The following is a 22,438-nucleotide window of genomic DNA, read 5'->3' on the forward strand; positions in this document are numbered from 1 at the left end:
CAGAGCAGGTAATCAGAGCGAAAAATTCACGCCAACCTGCTCAGGCTGTATTGTTTTGAGGTAAGGTGCATGAGCAAAGGAACGACCAGTCAGGATGCCCCATTCGGGACATTATTGGGCTACGCCCCAGGCGGTGTAGCAATTTACTCTTCAGATTACAGCTCCCTCGACCCACGGGACTACGACGATGATGCGGCATTTCGCAGCTATATCGATGATGAATACATGGGCCACAAATGGCAGTGCGTAGAGTTCGCACGCCGCTTTCTCTTCCTTAACTATGGCGTGGTCTTCACCGATGTGGGCATGGCCTGGGAGATCTTCTCCTTACGCTTCCTGCGCGAAGTGGTGAATGACAATATCCTGCCGTTACAAGCATTTCCGAATGGTTCGCCCCGCGCTCCGGTAGCAGGCGCTCTGCTTATCTGGCAAAAAGGCGGTGAATTTAAAGATACCGGGCATGTGGCGGTCGTTACCCAGTTGCTGGAAAACAAAATTCGTATTGCCGAACAGAACGTGCTCCATACGCCGCTACCTCCCGGACAACAGTGGACCCGTGAACTGGAAATGGTGGTTGAAAACGGTTGTTACACCCTGCGTGATACCTTTGACGACACCACCATTCTTGGTTGGATGATCCAGACCGATGACACGCGTGACAGTTTGCCGCAGCCGGAGATTGCCAACGACTCGCTGAAAATTGGCGGCGCACGACTGGAAGATAACGGGCAGTTTGACGGTAAATGGCTGGATGAACAGGATCCGCTGCAAAAAGCCTACGTGCTGGCGAACGGTCACGTCATCAATCAGGATCCGCATCAGTACTTCACCATTACCGAGAGTGCCGAGCAGGAACTGATCAAAGCCACCAACGAGCTGCACTTGATGTATTTACATGCGACTGACAAGGTGCTGAAAGACGATAACCTGCTGGCGCTGTTTGATATCCCGAAAATCCTCTGGCCGCGTCTGCGCCTTTCCTGGCAGCGTCGGCGGCATCACATGATCACGGGGCGTATGGATTTCTGTATGGATGAACGCGGACTGAAGGTGTATGAGTACAACGCCGATTCCGCATCGTGCCATACCGAAGCCGGTTTGATCCTCGAAAGATGGGCAGAACGGGGTTACAAAGGGCAGGGACACAACCCGGCTGAAGGGTTGATCAACGAACTGGCGGGTGCCTGGAAGCACAGCCGCGCGCGTCCTTTTGTCCACATCATGCAGGATAAGGATATAGAGGAAAACTATCACGCGCAGTTTATGCAGCAGGCGCTGCGTCAGGCTGGGTTTGACAGCAAAATTCTGCGTGGCCTCGATGAGCTACGTTGGGATGACGCCGGTCAGCTGATTGACGGTGACGGTCGTCTGGTTAACTGTGTCTGGAAAACCTGGGCATGGGAAACCGCGATTGAGCAGGTGCGAGAGGTCAGCGAAACGGAGTACGCTGCGGTGCCAATTCGTACCGGGCATACGAATCAGGAAGTGCGTTTGATCGACGTGCTGCTGCGCCCGGAAGTGTTGGTCTTCGAACCTCTGTGGACGGTGATCCCTGGCAACAAAGCAATTCTGCCTATTTTGTGGCAACTGTTTCCGCATCACCGCTATCTGCTTGATACTGATTTCACTGTTAATGAAGAGCTGGCGCAAACCGGTTATGCGGTGAAACCTATTGCAGGACGTTGTGGCAGTAACATCGATCTGGTGAGCCATCAGGAAGAGCTCCTGGATAAAACCAGCGGTAAGTTTGCCGAGCAAAAGAATATTTATCAGCAACTTTGGTGTCTGCCAAAGGTTGCCGGTAAATATATCCAGGTTTGCACCTTTACCGTAGGCGGTAACTACGGCGGTACCTGCCTGCGCGGCGATGAGTCACTGGTAATAAAAAAAGAGAGTGATATTGAACCGTTGATTGTGGTTAAAGAGTAATTGCGTACCCCTGTGGTGGTGATGCCGCCATCACGGGGGCTTTTGACCTGCGCTGATTTTAACCCATGTCAAAGCGATAGCACTGGAAATACGCCAACTTAGTATCATCAAAAAAGTCAGCGCTTATATTAACTTAGTTGATGATCCTCGCGATAAAATCATGCGAAAGAGTCAGCGCTTTCGCTGATTCAGGCTGATTGTAAGCCTTATTATAAGGGTCGCAAAATCCGTGACGGCTGTTGAATATATGAAACGATACTGATGAATACTGACTGAGTTTATGCTGGAGAAAGTAAGGATCATAGGCTTCTTCATATTTTGCCTGGATAACCAACGTTGGGCAGTTTGGCATAATATCAGTATAATCACGTATACGGCTTCCGTAGAAGCTGACGACACCATCGCACTGAGTATTCTCCGAACAAAGCCATGCTAATGTCCCTCCAACACTGAATCCGACGATTATTATTTTTTTATAATTCTCACGTATTCCTGTCAGTAAATCGAAGACCATTGATGTATCGAATCCGCAGAACTTCATAAAATAATCGTATGCCTGGCTATGTTGATCGTATTTGAAAGGTTCTTCGCGGTTCAAGAAATTTGGGCAATATACATCAAGTCCTGAGTTATGCAGCTCTTTACATGTTTGCTTGATATGATTATTAAATCCATAAATTTCATGTAAAACTATCACAGCATTTTCATTTTTAGATAATAGAGTAAACATCAGCCATCTCCAATAGTACTTAACTATTTTTTAATAATAAATTCGTCAGGGATTATCGTCAGGCGTAAATTTTACAACTTCCCTGAAGATCTCATTGCCAAGAATCTCAAGCTGATTCATTACCTCATCACTGGCCTGTTCCATTCTTTTTAACGCCAGGGACATATGCTCATGGTCGCCCGAAACCGAATACTCGATTGCAAGAACGCCGGAATTATGTAACATCTGATGAGGCGCTTCCAGGTTTTTAAATCCCGCTAAATGAGTGAAACATCTACCAGTATCTCCGTAATACCATTTCCCCAGTCTGCACTGACTGTATGATGTTAACGTATCATCCAATTTATTCTCGGTAAGCTTTTTATATAGATCTATTTTCCAGATAACATGATCCATTTTAATAATGCTTAAAAATAGTAAATTTGATATGTAGTCAATAATTGATTTCATCGCGGCTGATTTTTCAATTACACTCTTAATAGAAAAAACAACTTCGTTTATATGTTGAGTTATTTTTGTGATTATTGCTAGCTGTGCTTCGATGGAGATATCAACCGTGGAACCATTATTCTGGAGGGTTTCTGTTTGCAAGAATATATGGTTAGTGCACGTTTTAACGTTTTCAGCCAGTTGTCTAACTTCTTTTGAGATAACGCTAAATCCTCTTCCTGCCTCACCTACACGGGCAGCTTCAATTGCTGAATTTATTGCAATTAAATTTGTATGATTGGCAATTTTCTGTATATCTTTAATTGCATCATTAATTTCAATCAGTGATAACTTAAGCTGAGTCATTTGTTTTTGAATTTCTGCTGATTCTTTACCTGCCTCATTGATCTCAATAACGAGTGATTCAAGAGAATGCATGGCTTTATTATTTTGTGCATTTAACTCAGTTATTTTATCTTTTTCTGTATTTAGTTGTTCATGAGTCGAAATTAACGATGTTCTTATCAAGTTCAGTGTTGATATGCCAGAAGTGAAATGATGGCAGATTATTTTATTGTAATTATCTGTTTTTTGTTCAGCGATGAGGGCTTCTGCCTCGATGATGTCGGAAGACGTGTCGTAATTATAACTATTATACCTTTTGGTTATCTTAGCGATAATTTTCCTGATCATCTTATCAATCCTTTTTCGATAATAATTTCTGGAGGTGATTATTTTATATATTTATCTCCTATATTATAGATTACGTCAATATGTTTTTGGTTAGTATTGCTTGATATATTATAATCTCTTGATAATTGTTTTATTGAATTATTGTGCAGGGGAGGGGGTATTTTAATGGATTTATTCTAAATGTGAGTGTAATACTATTCAGATAAAGATTATATATCAGTTTGCTATTACAGATGATGAATTTTCAGGGGGGGGAAGATTTCTATCTGTTAGCTTTATATTTTGGCTTAACCTAAATATTCCTGTGTTATCACTCTGCAGCCTGAATGTGTAGTTGGATTACATCATTTATGTATGTATTGCAAAATTCAGAAAGCGGTCAGGTGTATCACTATTTATCGAGTACATAAGCAAAATTGAGAATGTGATAACCGCCGGTTAAAATGCAACATTATTAATGTGTCTTTAATAATAGCGGTGCCAGAGCACGGACTCACGCCGCAGGCGTTGAACAGCGCGCTTGTCGTGCTGGCCCCGTAGGTGAGAGCCGCTGGCGATGAATAATCGAACGGTGCTTGATGGGAGTCCGTTTCTCCAAAAGCAAAAACCCGCCTCTAGGGCGGGTTCTTTAAATAGTGGTGCCCGGACTCGGAATCGAACCAAGGACACGGGGATTTTCAATCCCCTGCTCTACCGACTGAGCTATCCGGGCAACGAGGCGCATTAAACCCGATTCGCTTCGCTTCGTCAACGAAATTTCTTCAAATCAATGCAGACTGCACAATCTATCACCACATTGCTGCAATTGCACGCATTCTCAGGCAAAAAATGCCGTCCACGCGGCGGAGAGCGGCATGGCCAGCAGCAGGGCGGGCAGCATATTCACGACGGCGAACATTTTGATGCCGCAAATACGTAAGCCCGTTGCCAGCAACAGCAGACCACCTACGGCGCTAAAGTCAGCCATCATGGATGGTGTCGTCAGAGGCAAAATCAGTGCTGCACAAGTGGCAAGCGTTAATTGGATTACCAGCATTGGTACGCAAATGGCAGATACCGCAATTCCCAGCGAACAGGCAAAGATGATGGCCGTGAAGAAATCAAGAAACGACTTGGCGATTAAAATATTAGGATCGCCGGTCATCCCTTCGTGTATCGCGCCGAAGATCCCGGTACCACTGGCGCAAAACAGCACGATTATGGCCACATAGCTTTGAATAAAAGACTCGTGCGTTACATTGGCATCCGAGCGGGTGAAAAACTGTTGTGCTTTGGCAACCGCGGTATTGATTCCTTTTTCCAGATGACAGAACTCGCCAATTAAAGCACCGACCAGCGTTGCCAGAACCATCACCGGCAGGTTAGCGCATTTGATAACCAGCAAAATACCAATCCCCAAAGAGCACAGTCCGAATATGGAGGTCATGGAGGCACGAATGCGTTCTGGTAAATGTTGGCTGAGCAGCGCGCCGAGAACGCCACCAAATAAAATGGCGCTGGCATTAATAAAGGGTCCGATTACCACGTTTGCTCCTGCATACCCATTATCGTCTTGATACTAAAGGCAATTGGCTGGGTGAAATTATGTTTCAGATTGCATTATTATGCCGCTAATTTCAGACAAAATGTTTGTTTATCTGTGAGGTTTTCGCACCGGATTTTATCTTGCGCCTGTAAGTGAAAGGTGCCATGATTGCGCGAATTTTCTCCTGTCTGAATGGGGCTGCCTGGGATGAAATTACTCCCCCTACATCGCCTTCAATATCGCCTTTTTGCGCGACGTTTGCCCCTTCCTGCGACTTATCTTTACCCTCCCACCATGCGGTGAGGGCAGCGCACGCTCACTGCAGGATAACAGTAAAATCAGAGGCTATCTGCTTTTACTGATGTCTGGCGGTCGGGGCTGGTAACCAGTTTGACCTGTCATTTCGTGGGCAAAGCAATGTGGCTTTGTCCGGGACTTTTGATTTTCCCGAAACGGGTTATTGCGCTTATGAAATCAATGAAAATTGCCGCCAGTAGTGAACTGGTTTCTCGCCTGTCCAGCCATCGTCAGGTGGTGTCACTGGACAGTACCGATTTTACTGACGTTGCGGCAGTCGTCATTACCGTTGCGGACAGTCGCAGCGGGATCCTGGCTTTGCTGAAACGCACTGGTTTTCATATACCGGTGTTTCTGTTCGCAGAATCTGATGTCGATGTGCCTGCGGGTATTAATGCGGTTATTCGCGGTCAGGCTCAGGACTGGCTGGAACTGGAGTCTGCTGCCTGTCAGTATGAGGAAGAGTTGCTGCCACCGTTCTATGACACGCTCACCCAGTATGTCGAGATGGGGAACAGCACATTTGCCTGCCCGGGACATCAGCACGGTGAGTTTTTTAAGAAGCATCCGGCGGGCCGACATTTCTACGAGTTTTTTGGCGAAAACCTGTTTCGTGCGGATATGTGCAACGCCGATGTTAAGCTTGGCGATCTGTTGATTCATGAAGGATCAGCGAAACATGCGCAGAAATTTGCCGCGAAAGTTTTCCACGCGGATAAAACCTATTTTGTGCTGAATGGGACCTCTGCGGCCAATAAAGTGGTAACCAATGCGCTGCTGACGCGTGGCGATCTGGTGCTGTTTGACCGCAACAACCACAAGTCAAACCACCACGGCGCGCTGATCCAGGCGGGCGCTACGCCAGTCTATTTGGAAGCTGCGCGTAATCCGTTTGGCTTTATTGGCGGCATTGACGAGCACTGCTTTGATGAGGCGTATCTGCGTCAGCAGCTTCGTGAAGTTGCGCCACAAAAGGCCGAACGATCTCGTCCGTTTCGTCTGGCGATCATTCAACTCGGTACCTATGACGGTACGATCTACAACGCCCGGCAGGTGATCGACAAGATCGGTCATCTGTGCGATTACATCCTGTTTGACTCCGCATGGGTCGGTTACGAGCAATTTATTCCGATGATGGCCGATGGGTCACCGCTGCTGCTGGAGCTCAATGCTAACGATCCGGGGATCTTTGTCACTCAGTCGGTACACAAACAGCAGGCAGGATTCTCGCAAACCTCGCAGATCCACAAAAAGGATAACCATATTCGCGGCCAGGCGCGGTTCTGCCCGCATAAGCGTCTGAATAATGCATTTATGCTGCATGCTTCCACCAGTCCGTTTTACCCGCTGTTTGCGGCGTTGGACGTGAACGCCAAAATTCATGAAGGCGAGAGTGGCCGTCGGCTATGGGCGGAGTGTGTGGCGCTGGGCATTGAGGCCCGTAAAGCGATTATTGCCCGCTGTAAGATGATTCAGCCTTTTATTCCTCCGCTAGTCGATGGCAAACCCTGGGAAAGCTACCCGACGCAGGTGATTGCCAGCGAACGCCGCTTCTTTAGCTTTGAACCGGGTGCTAAATGGCATGGTTTTTCCGGCTACGCGCGCGACCAGTATTTTGTCGACCCTTGCAAACTGTTGTTAACCACCTCGGGCATTGATGCGCAAACCGGGCAATATACTGAGTTTGGTATTCCGGCGACGATTCTGGCGCATTACCTGCGTGAAAACGGTATCGTGCCGGAGAAATGCGATCTCAACTCGATTCTGTTCCTGCTGACTCCGGCAGAAAGCACTGAAAAACTGGCGCAACTGGTGGCGATGTTGGCGCAGTTTGAGCAGCATATTGAGGACGATACGCCGCTGGCAGACGTGCTGCCCACCATCTTCAACAAGTATCCGGTACGCTACCGGGATTACACGCTGCGTGAACTGTGTCAGGAGATGCACTCACTGTACGTCAGCTTTGATGTGAAAGATCTGCAAAAAGCGATGTTCCGTCAGGAGAGTTTGCCTGTCGTGGCGATGAACCCACAGGATGCCAACAGCGCTTTTATCCGTGGTGATGTTGAACTGGTGCGTATTAGTAACGCTGCTGGCCGCATTGCGGCGGAAGGTGCGCTGCCTTATCCTCCGGGCGTGCTGTGTGTGGTTCCGGGCGAAGTATGGGGCGGGGCGGTGCAACGGTACTTCCTGGCATTGGAAGAGGGCGTAAACCTGTTGCCAGGCTTCTCGCCGGAACTGCAAGGTGTTTACAGTGAAACGGATGCAGACGGTATTAAGCGTCTGTATGGATATGTTGTGAAGTAAGCGCAAAAAAAGCGGGTTACCTTTTGGCAACCCGCTTTTCTCTGCGTAAACGTTAGTGCGCGATAGTTTGAGTGCCTGCCGGAACGCGTACGTGTTTGTATTTAAACAGCGCAACGAAGGCAAAAGCCAGAACTAGCGAGTAACCTGCGAAGATTAGCCACACGGTCTGCCAGTCGGTAATACCGTTCAAGGTATAGTATTCAACGACTTTACCGCTCACCAGACCGCCCAGAATACAACCGAAGCCGTTGGTCATCATCAGGAACATACCCTGTGCGCTGGCGCGGATCTCAGGGCGAACTTCTTTCTCTACGAATACGGAGCCAGAGATGTTGAAGAAGTCGAAGGCACAGCCGTAAACAATCATCGACAGAACCAGCAGCACGGTACCGAACGGCGTTGGATCGCCGTAGGCAAACAGGCCGAAGCGCAGCATCCACGCCACAATACTGATAAGCATCACGTTCTTAATACCGTAACGGCTTAAGAAGAACGGGATGGTCAGGATAAACAGGGTCTCGGAAATCTGCGAAATCGACATCATCACCGATGCGTGTTCAACGATGAAGCTACCGGAGAACAGCGGGTTATTATCGAAGCTGTGCAGGAACGTATTACCGAACATATTGGTAATTTGCAGCTCTGCGCCCAGCATCATCGAGAAGATGAAGAAAATCGCCATACGTTTGTTTTTAAACAGCGCGAAGGCATCCAGGCCAAGCATTGACGTCCAGCTCTGGTTTTTCTGCTGGTTGGCGACCGGAATATGCGGCAGCGTCAGGGTGAACAGCGCCAGTACCACGGACAGCGTTGCACCGATATACAGCTGCATATGGCTCAGTTCAAAGCCGGAGAAGCTTACTGCCCACATCGCCATAATAAAACCGATGGTGCCCCAGATACGGATTGGCGGGAAGTCTGTAACGATATCCATTCCGGCCGACTGCAGGCGATAGTAAGAGATAGTGTTGATTAACCCCAACGTTGGCATATAGGCCAGCGAGTTAAGCAAGATCACAAAGAACATGGCGCCTGGCGTGGTGACCTCGGCTGCGGCGAACAGCGTTGCAGCGCCGACCAGGTGACAAATGGTGTAAACCCATTTCGCACTGATCCATTTGTCGGCCACGATCCCTAACAGCGTCGGCATAAACACGGCGGCGATCCCCAGCGAGCTATAAACTGCGCCAATGGATGCACCATCGAATTTAAGGGTGACAAACATATAGGAGCCGAGGGTAGTGAGCCAACTACCCCATAAGCAGAACTGCAGAAACGAGAGAACTTTCAGCTGCAGCTTAAGATTCATGTTAATTTCCTCACACCGTAATGCGGATGAATGTTTTAAAAGGCACATTTGCCGTGGCTATATGATGTGATTCTATCAACGAGAGGCACTCTTTTTTTGTTACCTGTGACAAATATTTGCAAACAATTTCTGATTGCAAAGCAAAAGAGTGATGGGGTTAACATTTTACCCTCTTCTGGACCCCGTTTAGCGGGGCAGAAGAGGGATACATTAGTGGCGTCGATATGATTTTTGAGCGGAATTGACCTTGTAAAGATATCGGCGTGATTCAGCAGACGGATGTCGGCTGGTCAGCGTTTGATAAACGTCCCCAGGGGACATGCTGTTAATGATATTTGCGGCCTGAATTTTATCGTTCGAGAACACGCGCAGCACGCTGCCTGCACCGCCGTTATACGCGGTGATCACCGCATAGCGACGCGAGGTCGGATTATCGATGCCGCCCAAATAGACATTGTTGAGCATTGCCAGATAGGCGGTACCGGTATCAATGTTGCTGGCTGGGTCAAACAGGAAGCTACGGCTCGGCGTGCCTGAGCGCCCCTGCGAGCGGAACACATCTTTCCCGGCGCTGTGCTGTACCACCTGCATCAGCCCCAGCGCATCGGCATGGCTGACCGCATACGGGTTAAATGAGGATTCGGTTTGCATGATGGCCAGAATCAGCGACTCGTCGACGCCATACTTACGTGAAGCCTGGCGCACCATGCCAACGTATTTATGCGCGCGCTTATCAAGGTGGTTCGGCACCAGATTGATCGTCACGCTATAGATGATACGCAAGCCATTGCTGCGGCTTTTTAGTCGCGTTTGCAGCAGGTAGTTGGCAAAGTTGGTGGCGCGTCCCTCCCAACGAATGGGCTGGCCGGTATTATCGACCACCTGTCCATACAGGAACGGCTCTTTGGAAATCTTAATGTCATCGACATCGGAATAGAGATCAATAGAGCCCGGATCGTCGCCCATCAGCAACGTCTTGATAATCGCCCGACGCAGGTGTCCGGCGGGATCTGTCCCGGCAATGGTCTCGACGGTTATCGTACCGTCATCAAAGTTGATATGGCTGCGGGTCTGGTACTGATCGGTATACTTTACGTAGTCCTTCGGACCCGCAATCAGCACTTCCTTAAATCCCCACAGGTTCTCAATGTTATGGGCAAATTGCCCCATCAGAATATCAAAACCGTTGGTATCCTTGACCCAGGCTTCGTTATAGGAATCGCCTTTTTTGGTCGTACTGGAACAGGAGATGAGCAACGGCGCAATAACGGCAAGCGCGAGAAATTTTTTCATCATTCCGGGAGTGCGTGTTGTGTTTGTTATTTGCAAGGACCAGATTAAATCGTAGGCCGGATAAGCGCAGCGCCACCCGGCATCGGTTCTTATGACTCTGGCGTATAGCCTTCAATATGCACATCCTTACCTTCAAACAGGAAGTTAATCATCTCCTGTTCCAGTAACTTACGGTGTTCGACGTTCATCATATTGAGTTTTTTCTCGTTAATCAGCATGGTCTGTTTATGCTGCCACTGCGCCCATGCTTCTTTAGAAATCTCGTTATAAATACGTTTTCCCAAATCGCCCGGATACAGCTGAAAATCCTGTCCTTCTGCTTCGCGTTGCAGGAAAGTGCAAAAAATCGTTCTGCTCATAAAAAGTCCTCTCTATCGTCCGGTACATTAAACGTGTGTACCGGCACGTAATTGCTGTAACAAACGCTCCACGGGAGCCGCCAGTCCGACCGACGGCGGTTGCGCTAAGTTATACCAGAGCGCGTTGCCTTCATCCATGCATGAGCTGAATGAAGACACGGGAAGCCACATAGGCACAATATCTAAGTGGAAATGGCTAAAGGTATGGCGAAACGCATTAAGTTGGGTCAGATTATCTGCGTTAATTTGTCGTTGCGCCAGCCAGTTGCGTAGCCCATCTTCATCGTCAAACTGCGGAAAACAGTATAAACCCCCCCATAAGCCGCTGGGGGGACGCTGCGCGAGCAGCACCTCATCATCATGTTGCATCAGTAAAAAATAGCCCGTCCGTTCCGGTAACGTCTGTTTCGGTTTTTTACCCGGATACAGCGCCCAGCTTGCACTGGCGCTCGCCACGCAGCCATTTTCCAACGGACACAGGGAGCATTTAGGTTTTGAGCGCGTACAGACCATGGCGCCTAAATCCATCATCGCCTGATTAAACCGCTCAACCCCGTGGGCAGGCGTAACCTGCTCGCTCAACTCCCACAGTTTCTTTTCAACCTCTTTTTTACCCGGCCACCCGCTTACAGCATAACAGCGAGCCAGCACGCGTTTGACGTTACCGTCGAGAATCGGAAAATGCTGACCCAGAGAGAGAGAAAGGATCGCGCCTGCGGTTGAACGTCCGACGCCTGGCAGGGCGGCCACCTCATCAAAGGTTTGCGGGAATATGCCGCCATGCAGCGTCACAACCTGCTGCGCCGCTTTATGCAGATTTCGCGCACGGGCGTAATAGCCCAGCCCGGTCCATAAATGCAGGACTTCATCCAGCGGCGCATGGGCTAAATCCGTTACCGTTGGGAAGCGCGCCATAAAGCGCTCAAAATAGGGGATGACGGTGGCAACCTGAGTTTGTTGCAGCATCACCTCAGAGAGCCATACTTTGTAAGGCGTCTTGTCAATTTGCCAGGGCAGCGTTTTCCGCCCGTATTTGTCGTACCAGCTCAAAACCTGAGCCGAGAATTGAGACGCTTGCATGATTACCGTTTCATTATTGCCGGGGGCAAGATTGCAGCACAGCGGCAACGGGGTGTAAACCGGAACTTTCCGCTGCTCACTTTCTTCCTTTACTTGCATCCGGCAACTAACTTTGGATAATGCCCGTTTTCAGAACTCAATCACAGCAGACTAAACTTTTATGAAGAACGACGTCATTTCACCGGAATTTGATGAAAACGGCCGCCCGCTGCGCCGGATTCGTAGTTTTGTTCGTCGCCAGGGGCGACTGACGAAAGGGCAGGAACACGCGCTGGAAAACTACTGGCCGGTGATGGGCGTTGAGTTCAGCGAAGAGCCTGTGGATTTCGCAGTATTGTTTGGTCGCGACGCGCCAGTCACGCTGGAAATCGGTTTTGGTATGGGGGCTTCGCTGGTGGCGATGGCGAAAGCGTGCCCGGAACAAAATTTCCTCGGCATTGAGGTTCACTCGCCGGGTGTTGGCGCGTGTCTGGCTTCAGCCCATGAAGAGGGCGTCGAGAATCTGCGCGTCATGTGCCATGATGCCGTTGAAGTCCTGCATAAAATGATTCCTGACAATTCTTTATCTATGGTTCAGCTGTTTTTCCCTGACCCGTGGCATAAAGCACGTCATAATAAACGCCGTATCGTTCAGGTACCGTTTGCTGAGCATATCTTAAGCAAGCTGAAGCTGGGCGGCGTGTTCCACATGGCAACCGACTGGGAAGCCTACGCGGAGCACATGCTGGAAGTAATGTCCTCAATTGACGGGTATAAAAACCAGTCAGAGAGTAACGATTATGTACCGCGCCCACAATCGCGCCCGGTAACCAAATTTGAACAACGTGGTCATCGTCTTGGCCACGGCGTATGGGACTTAATGTTCGAGAGGGTGAAATAATGGCAAAGAACCGTAGCCGTCGTCTGCGTAAAAAGATGCACATCGACGAATTCCAGGAAATAGGATTTTCGGTTGCATGGCGTTTCCCGGAAGGTACATCCGGAGAGCAGGTCGATCAAATCGTTGATGACTTTATCAATGAAGTTATCGAACCGAACAAACTGGCCTTTGACGGCAGCGGCTATCTGGCCTGGGAAGGTCTGATCTGTCTGCAGGAAATCGGCAAATGCACCGAAGAACATCAGGCTATCGTGCGTAAGTGGCTGGAAGAACACAAACTTGAAGAAGTGCGTACCAGCGAACTTTTCGATATTTGGTGGGACTAAGTAGCACAGGGTCGGCAAATGCCGGCCCGATTTGTATTGAGGGAAAGATATGATGCGCAAAACGCTGCTGGCGGCAGTCCTAACGTTCACGGCGATGGCCGCACATGCCGATTATCAGTGCAGCGTCACCCCGCGTGACGATGTGATTTTGAGCCCACAAACTGTGCAGGTGAAGGGGGAGAACGGCGACCTGGTTATTACCCAGTCCGGTGATGTTACCTTTAACGGTAAACAGTACAACCTGAACGCCGCACAGCGTGAGCAGGCCAAAGATTATCAGGCGGCGTTGCGTAGTAGCCTGCCATGGATTGATGAAGGTGCCAGAGCGCGCGTGGAGAAAGGTCGCGTGGCGCTGGACAAAATCATCGCCAAAGAGGTCGGCGAAAGCAGCAACATGCGTGGCCGCTTAACCAAGCTGGATGCGCAGTTGAAAGCGCAGATGAACCGCATCATTGAGCATCGTACTGACGGCCTGACCTTCCATTATAAGGCGATTGATCAGGTTCGCGCGGACGGACAACAGCTGGTGAATCAGGCGATGGGCGGTATTTTACAGGACAGCATCAACGAGATGGGGGCGAAAGCCGTGCTCAAAGGCGGTGGTAATCCGCTGCAGGGCGTACTCGGAAGCCTCGGCGGTTTGCAGACCTCAATTCAGAACGAATGGAAGAATCAGGAACAAGACTTCCAGCAGTTTGGTAAAGATGTTTGCGCCCGCGTCGTGACGCTGGAAAACGATCGTAAAACGCTGGTTAGCGCTCTGAAATAATCTTCACCTCTTTTTAACGGCACAGAAACATTCTGTGCCGTTTTATTTTGTACTTTTCTGTTTTTTTGATATCCATCTCTAAGAATAACAATTTGATGGAGATATAAATCTGGTTAATTGGATGGCGTCACATTATTCATCTGTAAGATAGACATAATGCTGCAAATTCAAGTAACTGGAGAAATAACATGGAGTTTTTCAAGAGAACGGCACTTGCCGCACTGGTTATGGGTTTCAGCGGCGCGGCGCTGGCATTGCCAAACATCACCATTTTAGCTACTGGCGGAACGATTGCCGGCGGCGGTGATTCCGCGACAAAATCTAACTACACGGCAGGCAAGGTCGGCGTAGAAAATCTGGTTGATGCCGTACCTCAGTTGAAAGATATCGCCGTTGTGAAAGGCGAGCAGGTGGTGAACATCGGCTCCCAGGATATGAATGACGAAGTCTGGTTAACACTGGCGAAAAAGATTAATACCGAGTGTGATAAAACCGACGGCTTCGTGGTAACTCATGGTACGGATACCATGGAAGAAACCGCCTATTTCCTCGACCTGACCGTCAAGTGCAACAAGCCGGTGGTGCTGGTCGGCGCAATGCGTCCGTCTACAGGTATGAGCGCTGATGGCCCGTTCAATCTGTATAACGCAGTGGTTACCGCAGCAGACAAAGCCTCTGCCAACCGCGGTGTGCTGGTGGTGATGAACGACACCGTTATGGATGGCCGCGACGTGACCAAAACCAACACTACCGATGTCGCCACCTTCAAATCCGTTAACTATGGCCCGCTGGGCTACATCCATAACGGTAAGATTGACTACCAGCGTACGCCTGCGCGTAAGCACACCACGTCTACGCCGTTCGATGTGTCTAAGCTGACCGAACTGCCGAAAGTTGGGATTGTTTACAACTACGCTAACGCATCCGATCTGCCGGCAAAAGCGCTGGTGGACGCGGGTTACGCCGGGATCGTCAGTGCGGGTGTAGGTAACGGTAACCTGTATAAAACCATTTTCGATACGCTGGCAACTGCCGCGCACAAAGGTACCGTTGTAGTGCGTTCATCCCGTGTACCAACCGGCTCCACCACGCAGGATGCTGAAATTGATGATGCGAAATACGGCTTTGTGGCTTCAGGCTCTCTGAACCCGCAAAAAGCGCGTGTTCTGCTGCAGCTTGCGCTGACCCAAACCAAGGATCCTAAGCAGATTCAGGAAATGTTTAATCAGTATTAATCGATGAAGGTGGCTGCGCTTATCGCCCTAACCCTGTAGGTCTGATAAGCGCAGCGCCATCAGGCAATTTGTCGGATGGCGGCTCAAGGCCTTATACGGCCTACATCGTTACCGTATTACTCCGCCAGAAACAGCTCCAGCAGCGAATTCAAAAACAGCTTACCGTGTTGGGTGATCTGCCAGTACTCATCGCATTCAATCAGGTAGCCCTGGGCGATAGCCTCATCGATCTGCCGGCGAATAACGTCTTCGGTAAGCCCGGTATATTGCGTGAACTCTGCACGCGGCGCGGCTTCCAGTAACCGGAAACGGTTCATAAAGAACTCGAACGGCTTGTCGGCTTCGGCAACATCACGCTGGCTTTCCAGGTAACGCCCTTGCATGTAACCGCGTGGGTGCCGCGTTTTGGTGGTGCGCAGGATGCGTCCGTCCGGGAACGTGATTTTGCCATGCGCGCCGCAGCCAATACCGAGATAGTCGCCAAAACGCCAGTAGTTAAGGTTGTGCTGACACTGATAGCCTGGTTTCGCATAGGCTGAGGTTTCGTACTGCTGATACCCTGCGGCGGTCAGCAACTGGTGGCCTTGCTCAAAAATATCCCACAGCGCGTCATCGTCCGGTAACACCGGCGGTCGGGAACCGAACAGCGTGTTGGGTTCGATGGTCAACTGATACCAGGAAAGATGCGGCGGGTTGAGCGCGATGGCTTGCTGTAAGTCGCCCAAAGCTTCTTCCAGCGTCTGATCCGGTAAACCATGCATCAGGTCGAGGTTAAAGCTGCGTAGCCCCAGACCGCTCGCCAGGTTTGCCGCTCGTTTGGCTTCTTCCGGCCCGTGAATACGTCCCAGACGCTCGAGTTTGGCGGAGCTAAAGCTCTGTACGCCAATCGAGATGCGGTTGACACCAGCGCGTTGATAATCAACAAAGCGATCGGCTTCCACCGTCCCGGGATTCGCCTCCATCGTGATTTCTGCATCTGCGGCCAGATTCAGCCGTGCGCGTACGCCGTCGAGCAGCGTTTGCATTGCCGGGCCAGAAAGCAGGCTCGGCGTACCACCCCCGATAAAAATCGTCTTTACTTCACGTCCCTGGGCGTGAGCCACCTCAGTATCCAGATCGCTCAGCAGATGCTGCACATAGTCGTCATGAGGGACTTCGCCTTTTAGCGCATGCGAGTTGAAGTCGCAGTAAGGGCATTTCTGCACGCACCACGGGATGTGAATATAAAGACTTAGCGGCGGAAGCTTAACCATTACGCAGGGCATCCAGCAGCAGCTTCAGCGCCTGTCCACGGTGAGAAATCGCACTTTTTTCTTCACGGGTCAGCTCGGCGGCGGTTTTCCCTTCAGACGGTACAAAGAAGATGGGGTCGTAGCCAAAGCCACCGTTTCCGGCAGGTTCGCGGGTAATCACGCCCGGCCAGCTTCCGTGACAAACTAAAGGAGTAGGATCGTCTGCATGGCGCATATACACCAGCACGCAATGGAATTGTGCCTGACGCTTGTCATCAGGAACATCCTGCAGGGTGTGAAGCAGTTTTTCCAGGTTCTGCCGATCGGTCGCATCTTCGCCGGAGTAGCGGGCTGAATAGATGCCTGGCGCGCCGCCAAGGGCATTTACCGCCAGACCTGAGTCATCAGCAATGGCCGGTAAGCCGGTAATTTGCGCGGCGTGACGCGCCTTCAGAATGGCGTTCTCAATAAACGTCAGTCCGGTCTCTTCTGCAGAATCAACACCCAGATCCGTTTGGGCAACAACATCAAGACCGAAATCACTCAGAAGAGAGGCGAGTTCACGCACTTTACCGGCATTGCCGGTCGCGAGGACAACTTTTTGCATGGGATACCTAATCAGTTAGCGCCGCAATTTCGGGCGGGATCTGTTGCGGATGAATGATTTTAACCTGTTTGTGACGACCAAGCTCGCCCTTCTCAATGACGACCTGGCTTTTTGCTACGCGGAACTGTTTACCGAGAAACTTCACCAGATGGCTATTGGCTTGTCCATCAACCGGTGGGGCGGTAATGGCGACTTTTAGCTCGTCGCCATGTAAACCCACAATACTGTCACGGCTGGCTTTAGGCTGAATGTAGAGCCGTAAAACCAGACCGTCGTCGCAGGGTGTAACGGCACTCATAGCGCCATCCACAGCCCCGGCAGCAGCATGTTGCCTGTCGCCTGTAACACTTCTGCGATGCCCATATTAATGACATAGAGCAGCAGAACCAGAATCATTGGCGAGAAATCGATCCCGCCCATGCCTGGAAGTATGCGACGGATAGGGCGCAGCAGCGGATCTGCCAGTTGAATCAGCACGTACTCCACGGGGCTGCGGCCCTGGCTGACCCAGCTCATAATCGCCATCACCAACAGTACCCAGAAAATCAGCAATCCGATGGTCTTCAGGACAATCAGCACGGCGGCGATCCAGATGATCGGCTGGAACGTGACCACCTTAAACAGCACGATTGCTTTGATAAAGCTGAGAATCAGCGCCACTAATGCCGATGCGCTGTCGATCGGTCCCATCGGGGGAATAATGCGGCGTAACGGCCCAATAATAGGTTGAGTGATTTTCACTATAAACTGCGAGAACGGGTTGTAAAAATCGCAGCGAGACCATTGCATCCACACGCGCAGCAGCAGCGCCATGGTATACAGCTCAATTACCGTTGAGAGCAGGAAGGTCAACGTATTCATGGTGTTCCTTAGTTTTCCTTATTTTTTAGTGTAATCACGAGCACCAAAAATGGCAGTGCCGATGCGCACCATCGTGCTACCCGCCGCGATTGCGGCATCCATATCATCAGACATCCCCAGTGAGAGTGTGTCGATACTTGGGTAACGTGTTTTCAACCCGGCAAATGCTACCGCCATTTGCTGTGCAACTTCAAACTGCCTTACATAATCTGACTCTGGCGCCGGGATCGCCATCAAACCACGCAGGGTAATGCGCGGCAGTGCCGCGACGTCAGCGGCCAGTGCCTCAAGCTCTGCCAGCGGAATTCCTGACTTACTGTTCTCATCACTGATATTAATCTGAATCAGTACATTGAGCGGTGGCAGTTGTGCCGGGCGCTGTTCGCTCAGTCGGGCAGCGATACGCAGACGGTCGATCGTATGGCACCAGTCAAAATGTTCAGCGACCAGACGGCTTTTGTTGGACTGCAGCGGGCCGATAAAGTGCCACTGCAGATCGTTAACCCCTTTTTCCTGGAAGTAGCGGATTTTATCCACCCCCTCCTGAACATAGTTTTCACCGAAGGCACGCTGCCCTGCGGTAATGGCTTCTTCGATGGCGCTCGCAGGTTTGGTTTTGCTGACTGCAAGCAACATAACTTCTTCTGAAGACCGCCCGCAACGCGTCGCGGCGGCTGAGATTTTGTCCCGGACATGTGCCAGGTTATGCGCGATATCGTTCATTTTCCGAGGATGTTCATATGAATATGGAAGAAATAGTGGCCCTTAGTGTAAAGCATAACGTGTCGGATCTACACCTGTGCAATGCATGGCCTGCGCGTTGGCGCATACGTGGAAAAGTCGAAATCGCGCCATTTACTCCGCCTGACGTGGAGAATCTGCTGATGTGCTGGCTCAGCGAGCAACAACAGGTACAGTGGCGGAAACAGGGGCAGATTGATTTTGCTATTGCGCTGGCAGATTCCCGACGTCTGCGCGCCAGCGCTTTTGTTCATCAACAGGGTACGTCGCTGGCGCTAAGATTGCTCCCGCTTGATTGTCCACGTTTAGACGATCTCCAGACTCCCGAGGCCATACCTGAACTGCTGCACAGTGAACATGGATTGATTCTGGTCACGGGAGCCACCGGCAGCGGTAAATCAACGACCCTGGCAGCGATGGTGGAGTACCTTAATCAGCATATTGCGGGGCATATTCTGACGCTGGAAGACCCGATTGAATATCGCTACTCCAGCCAGCGCTGTCTTATTCAACAACGGGAGGTGGGCGTTCACTGTGCTTCTTTTGCCGCTGGCTTGCGCGGCGCGCTGCGTGAAGATCCCGACGTCATTTTGCTGGGCGAACTGCGCGACGTGGAAACCATTCGTCTGGCATTAACGGCAGCGGAAACCGGGCACCTGGTGCTGGCAACGTTACATACGCGAGGGGCTGCGCAGGCTATCGCACGGCTGGTGGATACCTTTCCCGCGCAGGAGAAGGATCCGGTGCGTAATCAACTGGCAGACAGCCTGCGGGCAGTGCTTTCGCAAAAGCTGGAGGAAGATAAGCTGGGAGGACGCGTGGCGCTATTCGAGCTGCTTGTCAACACGCCCGCCGTGGGCAATTTGATTCGTGAAGGGAAAACGCATCAGCTACCCGGCGTAATTCAAACCGGGCAGCAGACAGGCATGCAGACGTTTGCACAAAGTCTGCAGCAGCGACAGGCGCAGGGGCGGCTTTAGTAGCCCTGCTCGAAATAGCTTTCGAGGATGACCACGGCAGAAGCGGAGTCTACTTTGCCTTTATTCAACGCCCGGTATCCGCCTTGCTCAAACAGGCCAGAGCGGGCTTCGACGGTGCTCAAGCGTTCATCGTGCAGCGTTACGGTAACGCCAAAGCGACCGTGAATGCGGTTAGCGAACTTGCGCGCGCGCGCAGTAAGGGGTTGTTCGGTGCCATCCATGTTGAGCGGCAGACCTACGATAATTTCGTCCGGCTGCCACTCTTTGAGCAGACGTTCAATCAAACTCCAGTCCGGCGTACCGTCCTGCGCTTTGATGGCGGGCAAGGGTCTTGCCGTACCGGTAATGCGTTGGCCAACCGCGACGCCGATACTTTTTGTACCAAAATCAAAAGAGAGTAATGTTCCGCTCATCAGGCATGTCCCGCCACGCCAGGCATGGTCTGAATATCAATCCCGATAAGCTTCGCCGCATCGCGCCAGCGGTCGGCAATCGGCGTTTTGAATAAGATGTTGAGGTCTGCGGGGGCCGTGAGCCAGGCGTTATCCAGTAGCTCTTGCTCCAGTTGACCTTTTTCCCATGATGAATAACCCAGCGCAACCAGCACCTCGGACGGTTGCTCCTGCGTACCCAGAGTTTCTAATACATCGCGGGAGGTGGTGATGATGGTGTTATCTGAGATGCGGATACTGGATGCAAAGCGTGACGGCGGGGTATGCAGAATAAACCCACGGTCTTCCGCCAGCGGTCCGCCGAGCATCACCGGTTTATCCAGACGAATGGCCGGATCGCGTTCTTCTGGCGTTATCTTCAGCTTTTCCAGAATTCCTTCAATCTGTAAGTTTTCCAGAGGCTTATTAACGATAATCCCCATTGCTCCGTTCTCATTATGTTCACAGATGTACACCACGGAACGGCGGAAAATCGGATCCTGGAGAGCAGGCATGGCAATCAGAAAGTGATGCTGTAAATTCATTGTCAGAGGTTCTGTTTCCTGGTTCAAAAAAGCAACAGAGCCCAGTATGTGGGCAAAGCTCGAAGATGTCACCCTCTGAAGATAGCTTTGCCGGATGGCGGCTTCGCCTAATCCGGCCTACGGGGTGTAATTCCAGGCCGAATAAGGCGCGATGGCGTCGCTATCCGGCAACATATTTATTTCTGCAAACGCGCTTCAATGGCATCCATCAGCATACCGGTAATCGAAACCGGGAACTCCGCTTCAATTTCACGAATACAGGTTGGGCTGGTGACGTTAATTTCTGTCAGGCGATCGCCAATGATATCCAGACCGACAAAAATCAAACCTTTCGCTTTCAGCGTTGGCCCAATGCGGCGTGCGATTTCCCAGTCGCTGTCGGTTAATGGACGCGGCTCGCCACGGCCACCGGCGGCCAGGTTGCCACGGGTTTCACCGCCCTGTGGAATACGCGCCAGGCAGTACGGAACGGGTTCGCCATCGACCACCAGCACGCGTTTATCGCCATCTTTAATTGCTGGCAGATAGTTCTGCGCCATGCAGTAGCGGGTACCATGCTCGGTCAGCGTTTCAGCAATCACGCCGAGGTTCGGATCGCCTTCCTTCACGCGGAAAATAGATGCGCCGCCCATGCCGTCCAGCGGTTTGAGAATGATGTCGCTGTGTTTTTGCCAGAAGGCTTTCAGCTGCGCTTTGTTACGCGTGACCAGCGTTTCCGGCGTCAGGTCGGCAAACCATGCGGTGAACAGCTTTTCGTTGCAATCGCGCAGGCTCTGCGGTTTGTTGACGATTAGCGTTCCTTTCTCTTCTGCACGTTCCAGAATATAGGTCGCGTAGATGAACTCGGTATCAAACGGCGGATCCTTACGCATCAGAATGACGTCCAGGTCTGCCAGCGGGAGATCCTGCTCGCTCTTAAACTCATACCACTTGTCGTAGTTCTGCTCTACGCTCAGGGTACGCGTGCGGGCGCGGGCTTCACCGTTTTCCAGATAAAGATCGGCCATCTCCATATAATGAATTTCGTAACCGCGACGTTGCGCTTCCAGCAGCATAGCGAAGCTGGAATCTTTCTTGATGTTGATGCTTGCGATGGGATCCATCACGATGCCGAGCTTAATCATGTTCTTCTCCGTTTATGCCTTAGCCCAGATCGCCAAAACGCACTTGTAACGCGGTAATGGCGGTGAGCGCAGTTGTCTCAGTACGCAGAACGCGAGGTCCTAACAGAATATCAGTAAACTGATAGCGTGCGGTCATGGCAATTTCATCAGCCGACAACCCGCCTTCCGGGCCAATCAGCAAGCGGATGCGTTCCACCGGCAGCGGCAGCGTATTGATGCTGGCGCTGGCGCGCGGATGCAGGTTCAGTTTCAGACCTTCGTCCTGTTCCGCGCACCACGCTTCCAAATCCATTGCCGGGCGAATTTCAGGCACCCGGTTACGACCGCACTGTTCGCAGGCGGCAATAGCGATTTTCTGCCACTGCTGGAGCTTCTTGTTCAGGCGTTCGCTGTCCAGTTTAACGCCGCAGCGCTCAGAAAAAAGTGGCGTAATGAGGCTTACACCCAGTTCGATCGATTTCTGGATAGTAAATTCCATTTTTTCTCCGCGCGACATCACCTGACCCAGGTGGATGTGCAACGGCGATTCACGATCGTCGAGTTCGGCGTTAAGCACCTTCACATCCACGCTTTTTTTACTGGCGTGGGTGATTTCAGCGTCGAATACCTGATTGCTGCCATCAAACAGCTGTAGCGCCTGGCCCGGTCCCATACGCAGCACGCGGCCAATATGGTTGGCTGCATCTTCACACAGTGATATTTGGCTGCCGGAAGTGAGTGGCTCAGGGTGATAAATGCGAGGAATGCGCATAGTTT

The 22,438-nt window shown here is 51.0% G+C and carries 23 protein-coding genes and 1 tRNA gene; 7 read left to right on the forward strand and 17 right to left on the reverse strand.

Translation table 11 applies throughout. The annotated features are described in order from the left end of the window. Window positions 1–69: 69 nt before the first annotated feature. On the forward strand, window positions 70–1,929 hold the full coding sequence (gene gss / locus OGV77_RS12630) for a bifunctional glutathionylspermidine amidase/synthase (RefSeq protein WP_087051200.1): 1,860 nt from the start codon (window positions 70–72) through the stop codon (window positions 1,927–1,929). Between the two features lie 133 nt (window positions 1,930–2,062). Here the strand turns inward: gss and OGV77_RS12635 are convergent, their stop codons facing one another. From OGV77_RS12635 to OGV77_RS12650, 4 genes are all read right to left on the reverse strand, one after another. Continuing rightward, window positions 2,063–2,659, reverse strand: coding sequence for a dienelactone hydrolase family protein (locus OGV77_RS12635; protein WP_087051201.1), 597 nt, complete (start codon window positions 2,657–2,659; stop codon window positions 2,063–2,065). Window positions 2,660–2,704: 45 nt separating this feature from the next. Continuing rightward, window positions 2,705–3,781, reverse strand: a complete 1,077-nt coding sequence (locus OGV77_RS12640) for a methyl-accepting chemotaxis protein (protein WP_087051202.1) — start codon at window positions 3,779–3,781, stop codon at window positions 2,705–2,707. Between the two features lie 636 nt (window positions 3,782–4,417). Then, a tRNA-Phe gene (locus tag OGV77_RS12645) sits at window positions 4,418–4,493 on the reverse strand. A gap of 105 nt (window positions 4,494–4,598) precedes the next feature. After that, window positions 4,599–5,306 carry a DUF554 domain-containing protein gene (locus tag OGV77_RS12650; protein ID WP_087051203.1) on the reverse strand — a complete coding sequence of 236 codons (708 nt, stop codon included), beginning with the start codon at window positions 5,304–5,306 and terminating at the stop codon, window positions 4,599–4,601. Window positions 5,307–5,774: 468 nt separating this feature from the next. Here OGV77_RS12650 and OGV77_RS12655 point away from each other — a divergent pair, with 468 nt between their 5' ends. Continuing rightward, on the forward strand, window positions 5,775–7,910 hold the full coding sequence (locus OGV77_RS12655) for an ornithine decarboxylase (RefSeq protein WP_087051270.1): 2,136 nt from the start codon (window positions 5,775–5,777) through the stop codon (window positions 7,908–7,910). Between the two features lie 52 nt (window positions 7,911–7,962). Here the strand turns inward: OGV77_RS12655 and OGV77_RS12660 are convergent, their stop codons facing one another. The 4 genes from OGV77_RS12660 to mutY form a co-directional block, all read right to left on the reverse strand. After that, window positions 7,963–9,219 carry a nucleoside permease gene (locus OGV77_RS12660; RefSeq protein WP_043017551.1) on the reverse strand — a complete coding sequence of 419 codons (1,257 nt, stop codon included), beginning with the start codon at window positions 9,217–9,219 and terminating at the stop codon, window positions 7,963–7,965. A 210-nt stretch (window positions 9,220–9,429) separates the two neighbouring features. Beyond that, window positions 9,430–10,515, reverse strand: a complete 1,086-nt coding sequence (gene mltC / locus OGV77_RS12665) for a membrane-bound lytic murein transglycosylase MltC (RefSeq protein ID WP_087051204.1) — start codon at window positions 10,513–10,515, stop codon at window positions 9,430–9,432. Window positions 10,516–10,601: 86 nt separating this feature from the next. Then, window positions 10,602–10,871, reverse strand: coding sequence for an oxidative damage protection protein (locus OGV77_RS12670; protein WP_003027126.1), 270 nt, complete (start codon window positions 10,869–10,871; stop codon window positions 10,602–10,604). A gap of 27 nt (window positions 10,872–10,898) precedes the next feature. Continuing rightward, the gene (mutY, locus tag OGV77_RS12675; RefSeq protein WP_087051271.1) at window positions 10,899–11,951 is read right to left on the reverse strand and encodes an A/G-specific adenine glycosylase; all 1,053 of its coding nucleotides are present in this window, start codon (window positions 11,949–11,951) and stop codon (window positions 10,899–10,901) included. A gap of 160 nt (window positions 11,952–12,111) precedes the next feature. Here mutY and trmB point away from each other — a divergent pair, with 160 nt between their 5' ends. The 4 genes from trmB (at window position 12,112) to ansB (ending at window position 15,161) form a co-directional block, all read left to right on the forward strand. Then, the gene (gene trmB / locus OGV77_RS12680; RefSeq protein WP_043017550.1) at window positions 12,112–12,831 is read left to right on the forward strand and encodes a tRNA (guanosine(46)-N7)-methyltransferase TrmB; all 720 of its coding nucleotides are present in this window, start codon (window positions 12,112–12,114) and stop codon (window positions 12,829–12,831) included. Then, entirely contained in the window at window positions 12,831–13,157 is a 327-nt protein-coding gene (locus OGV77_RS12685; RefSeq protein ID WP_043017549.1) for a YggL family protein, read from the forward strand. The genes trmB and OGV77_RS12685 overlap by 1 nt, the downstream gene beginning before the upstream one ends. A gap of 49 nt (window positions 13,158–13,206) precedes the next feature. Then, window positions 13,207–13,926, forward strand: coding sequence for a YggN family protein (locus tag OGV77_RS12690; RefSeq protein WP_043017548.1), 720 nt, complete (start codon window positions 13,207–13,209; stop codon window positions 13,924–13,926). A 188-nt stretch (window positions 13,927–14,114) separates the two neighbouring features. After that, the gene (ansB, locus tag OGV77_RS12695) at window positions 14,115–15,161 is read left to right on the forward strand and encodes an L-asparaginase 2 (RefSeq protein WP_043017547.1); all 1,047 of its coding nucleotides are present in this window, start codon (window positions 14,115–14,117) and stop codon (window positions 15,159–15,161) included. Between the two features lie 116 nt (window positions 15,162–15,277). On the opposite strand, the gene hemW is transcribed toward ansB, so the two are convergent. Genes hemW through OGV77_RS12720 form a run of 5 tightly spaced genes read right to left on the reverse strand, consistent with a single transcriptional unit; the run spans window position 15,278 to window position 18,584 of the window. After that, window positions 15,278–16,414, reverse strand: coding sequence for a radical SAM family heme chaperone HemW (gene hemW / locus OGV77_RS12700; RefSeq protein WP_087051205.1), 1,137 nt, complete (start codon window positions 16,412–16,414; stop codon window positions 15,278–15,280). Then, a complete protein-coding gene (locus OGV77_RS12705) occupies window positions 16,407–17,000 on the reverse strand; it encodes an XTP/dITP diphosphatase (RefSeq protein WP_047408837.1) in 594 nt (197 codons plus the stop codon). The genes hemW and OGV77_RS12705 overlap by 8 nt, the downstream gene beginning before the upstream one ends. Before the next feature lie 7 nt (window positions 17,001–17,007). Further along, window positions 17,008–17,298, reverse strand: coding sequence for a DUF167 family protein YggU (yggU, locus tag OGV77_RS12710; protein WP_005123286.1), 291 nt, complete (start codon window positions 17,296–17,298; stop codon window positions 17,008–17,010). After that, window positions 17,295–17,861 (reverse strand): YggT family protein, encoded by a 567-nt coding sequence (locus OGV77_RS12715; RefSeq protein ID WP_087051206.1) that lies wholly within the window; start codon window positions 17,859–17,861, stop codon window positions 17,295–17,297. The genes yggU and OGV77_RS12715 overlap by 4 nt, the downstream gene beginning before the upstream one ends. An 18-nt stretch (window positions 17,862–17,879) precedes the next feature. Further along, window positions 17,880–18,584: a YggS family pyridoxal phosphate-dependent enzyme gene (locus OGV77_RS12720; RefSeq protein WP_075145648.1), complete on the reverse strand. Its 705-nt coding sequence runs from the start codon at window positions 18,582–18,584 to the stop codon at window positions 17,880–17,882. 17 nt (window positions 18,585–18,601) lie between these two features. On the opposite strand from OGV77_RS12720, the gene OGV77_RS12725 reads away from it, so the two are divergent. Further along, window positions 18,602–19,582, forward strand: a complete 981-nt coding sequence (locus OGV77_RS12725; RefSeq protein ID WP_172862391.1) for a type IV pilus twitching motility protein PilT — start codon at window positions 18,602–18,604, stop codon at window positions 19,580–19,582. On the opposite strand, the gene ruvX is transcribed toward OGV77_RS12725, so the two are convergent. The 4 genes from ruvX to rsmE form a co-directional block, all read right to left on the reverse strand. After that, window positions 19,579–19,995, reverse strand: a complete 417-nt coding sequence (ruvX, locus tag OGV77_RS12730; protein WP_008785771.1) for a Holliday junction resolvase RuvX — start codon at window positions 19,993–19,995, stop codon at window positions 19,579–19,581. The two genes, OGV77_RS12725 and ruvX, sit on opposite strands and share 4 nt — an antisense overlap. Further along, the gene (locus tag OGV77_RS12735) at window positions 19,995–20,558 is read right to left on the reverse strand and encodes a YqgE/AlgH family protein (protein ID WP_003027086.1); all 564 of its coding nucleotides are present in this window, start codon (window positions 20,556–20,558) and stop codon (window positions 19,995–19,997) included. The genes ruvX and OGV77_RS12735 overlap by 1 nt, the downstream gene beginning before the upstream one ends. A 176-nt stretch (window positions 20,559–20,734) precedes the next feature. Beyond that, on the reverse strand, window positions 20,735–21,682 hold the full coding sequence (gshB, locus tag OGV77_RS12740; protein ID WP_043017542.1) for a glutathione synthase: 948 nt from the start codon (window positions 21,680–21,682) through the stop codon (window positions 20,735–20,737). Between the two features lie 19 nt (window positions 21,683–21,701). Then, complete coding sequence (gene rsmE / locus OGV77_RS12745; RefSeq protein ID WP_016154393.1) at window positions 21,702–22,433, reverse strand: 16S rRNA (uracil(1498)-N(3))-methyltransferase; 732 nt, start codon at window positions 22,431–22,433, stop codon at window positions 21,702–21,704. Between the last annotated feature and the right edge of the window lie 5 nt (window positions 22,434–22,438).

The sequence above is a fragment of the Citrobacter sp. Ce129 genome (assembly GCF_030334545.1).
Taxonomy (GTDB): domain Bacteria; phylum Pseudomonadota; class Gammaproteobacteria; order Enterobacterales; family Enterobacteriaceae; genus Citrobacter; species Citrobacter europaeus.

What these genes read in the sequence shown, in the direction of transcription:
- gss (WP_087051200.1), top strand. Translation starts at nt 70, where the DNA reads ATGAGCAAAGGAACGACCAGTCAGGATGCCCCATTCGGGACATTATTG.
- OGV77_RS12635 (WP_087051201.1), bottom strand. Translation starts at nt 2,659, where the DNA reads ATGTTTACTCTATTATCTAAAAATGAAAATGCTGTGATAGTTTTACAT.
- OGV77_RS12640 (WP_087051202.1), bottom strand. Translation starts at nt 3,781, where the DNA reads ATGATCAGGAAAATTATCGCTAAGATAACCAAAAGGTATAATAGTTAT.
- OGV77_RS12655 (WP_087051270.1), top strand. Translation starts at nt 5,775, where the DNA reads ATGAAATCAATGAAAATTGCCGCCAGTAGTGAACTGGTTTCTCGCCTG.
- OGV77_RS12660 (WP_043017551.1), bottom strand. Translation starts at nt 9,219, where the DNA reads ATGAATCTTAAGCTGCAGCTGAAAGTTCTCTCGTTTCTGCAGTTCTGC.
- mltC (WP_087051204.1), bottom strand. Translation starts at nt 10,515, where the DNA reads ATGATGAAAAAATTTCTCGCGCTTGCCGTTATTGCGCCGTTGCTCATC.
- OGV77_RS12670 (WP_003027126.1), bottom strand. Translation starts at nt 10,871, where the DNA reads ATGAGCAGAACGATTTTTTGCACTTTCCTGCAACGCGAAGCAGAAGGA.
- mutY (WP_087051271.1), bottom strand. Translation starts at nt 11,951, where the DNA reads ATGCAAGCGTCTCAATTCTCGGCTCAGGTTTTGAGCTGGTACGACAAA.
- trmB (WP_043017550.1), top strand. Translation starts at nt 12,112, where the DNA reads ATGAAGAACGACGTCATTTCACCGGAATTTGATGAAAACGGCCGCCCG.
- OGV77_RS12685 (WP_043017549.1), top strand. Translation starts at nt 12,831, where the DNA reads ATGGCAAAGAACCGTAGCCGTCGTCTGCGTAAAAAGATGCACATCGAC.
- OGV77_RS12690 (WP_043017548.1), top strand. Translation starts at nt 13,207, where the DNA reads ATGATGCGCAAAACGCTGCTGGCGGCAGTCCTAACGTTCACGGCGATG.
- ansB (WP_043017547.1), top strand. Translation starts at nt 14,115, where the DNA reads ATGGAGTTTTTCAAGAGAACGGCACTTGCCGCACTGGTTATGGGTTTC.
- hemW (WP_087051205.1), bottom strand. Translation starts at nt 16,414, where the DNA reads ATGGTTAAGCTTCCGCCGCTAAGTCTTTATATTCACATCCCGTGGTGC.
- OGV77_RS12705 (WP_047408837.1), bottom strand. Translation starts at nt 17,000, where the DNA reads ATGCAAAAAGTTGTCCTCGCGACCGGCAATGCCGGTAAAGTGCGTGAA.
- yggU (WP_005123286.1), bottom strand. Translation starts at nt 17,298, where the DNA reads ATGAGTGCCGTTACACCCTGCGACGACGGTCTGGTTTTACGGCTCTAC.
- OGV77_RS12715 (WP_087051206.1), bottom strand. Translation starts at nt 17,861, where the DNA reads ATGAATACGTTGACCTTCCTGCTCTCAACGGTAATTGAGCTGTATACC.
- OGV77_RS12720 (WP_075145648.1), bottom strand. Translation starts at nt 18,584, where the DNA reads ATGAACGATATCGCGCATAACCTGGCACATGTCCGGGACAAAATCTCA.
- OGV77_RS12725 (WP_172862391.1), top strand. Translation starts at nt 18,602, where the DNA reads ATGAATATGGAAGAAATAGTGGCCCTTAGTGTAAAGCATAACGTGTCG.
- ruvX (WP_008785771.1), bottom strand. Translation starts at nt 19,995, where the DNA reads ATGAGCGGAACATTACTCTCTTTTGATTTTGGTACAAAAAGTATCGGC.
- OGV77_RS12735 (WP_003027086.1), bottom strand. Translation starts at nt 20,558, where the DNA reads ATGAATTTACAGCATCACTTTCTGATTGCCATGCCTGCTCTCCAGGAT.
- gshB (WP_043017542.1), bottom strand. Translation starts at nt 21,682, where the DNA reads ATGATTAAGCTCGGCATCGTGATGGATCCCATCGCAAGCATCAACATC.
- rsmE (WP_016154393.1), bottom strand. Translation starts at nt 22,433, where the DNA reads ATGCGCATTCCTCGCATTTATCACCCTGAGCCACTCACTTCCGGCAGC.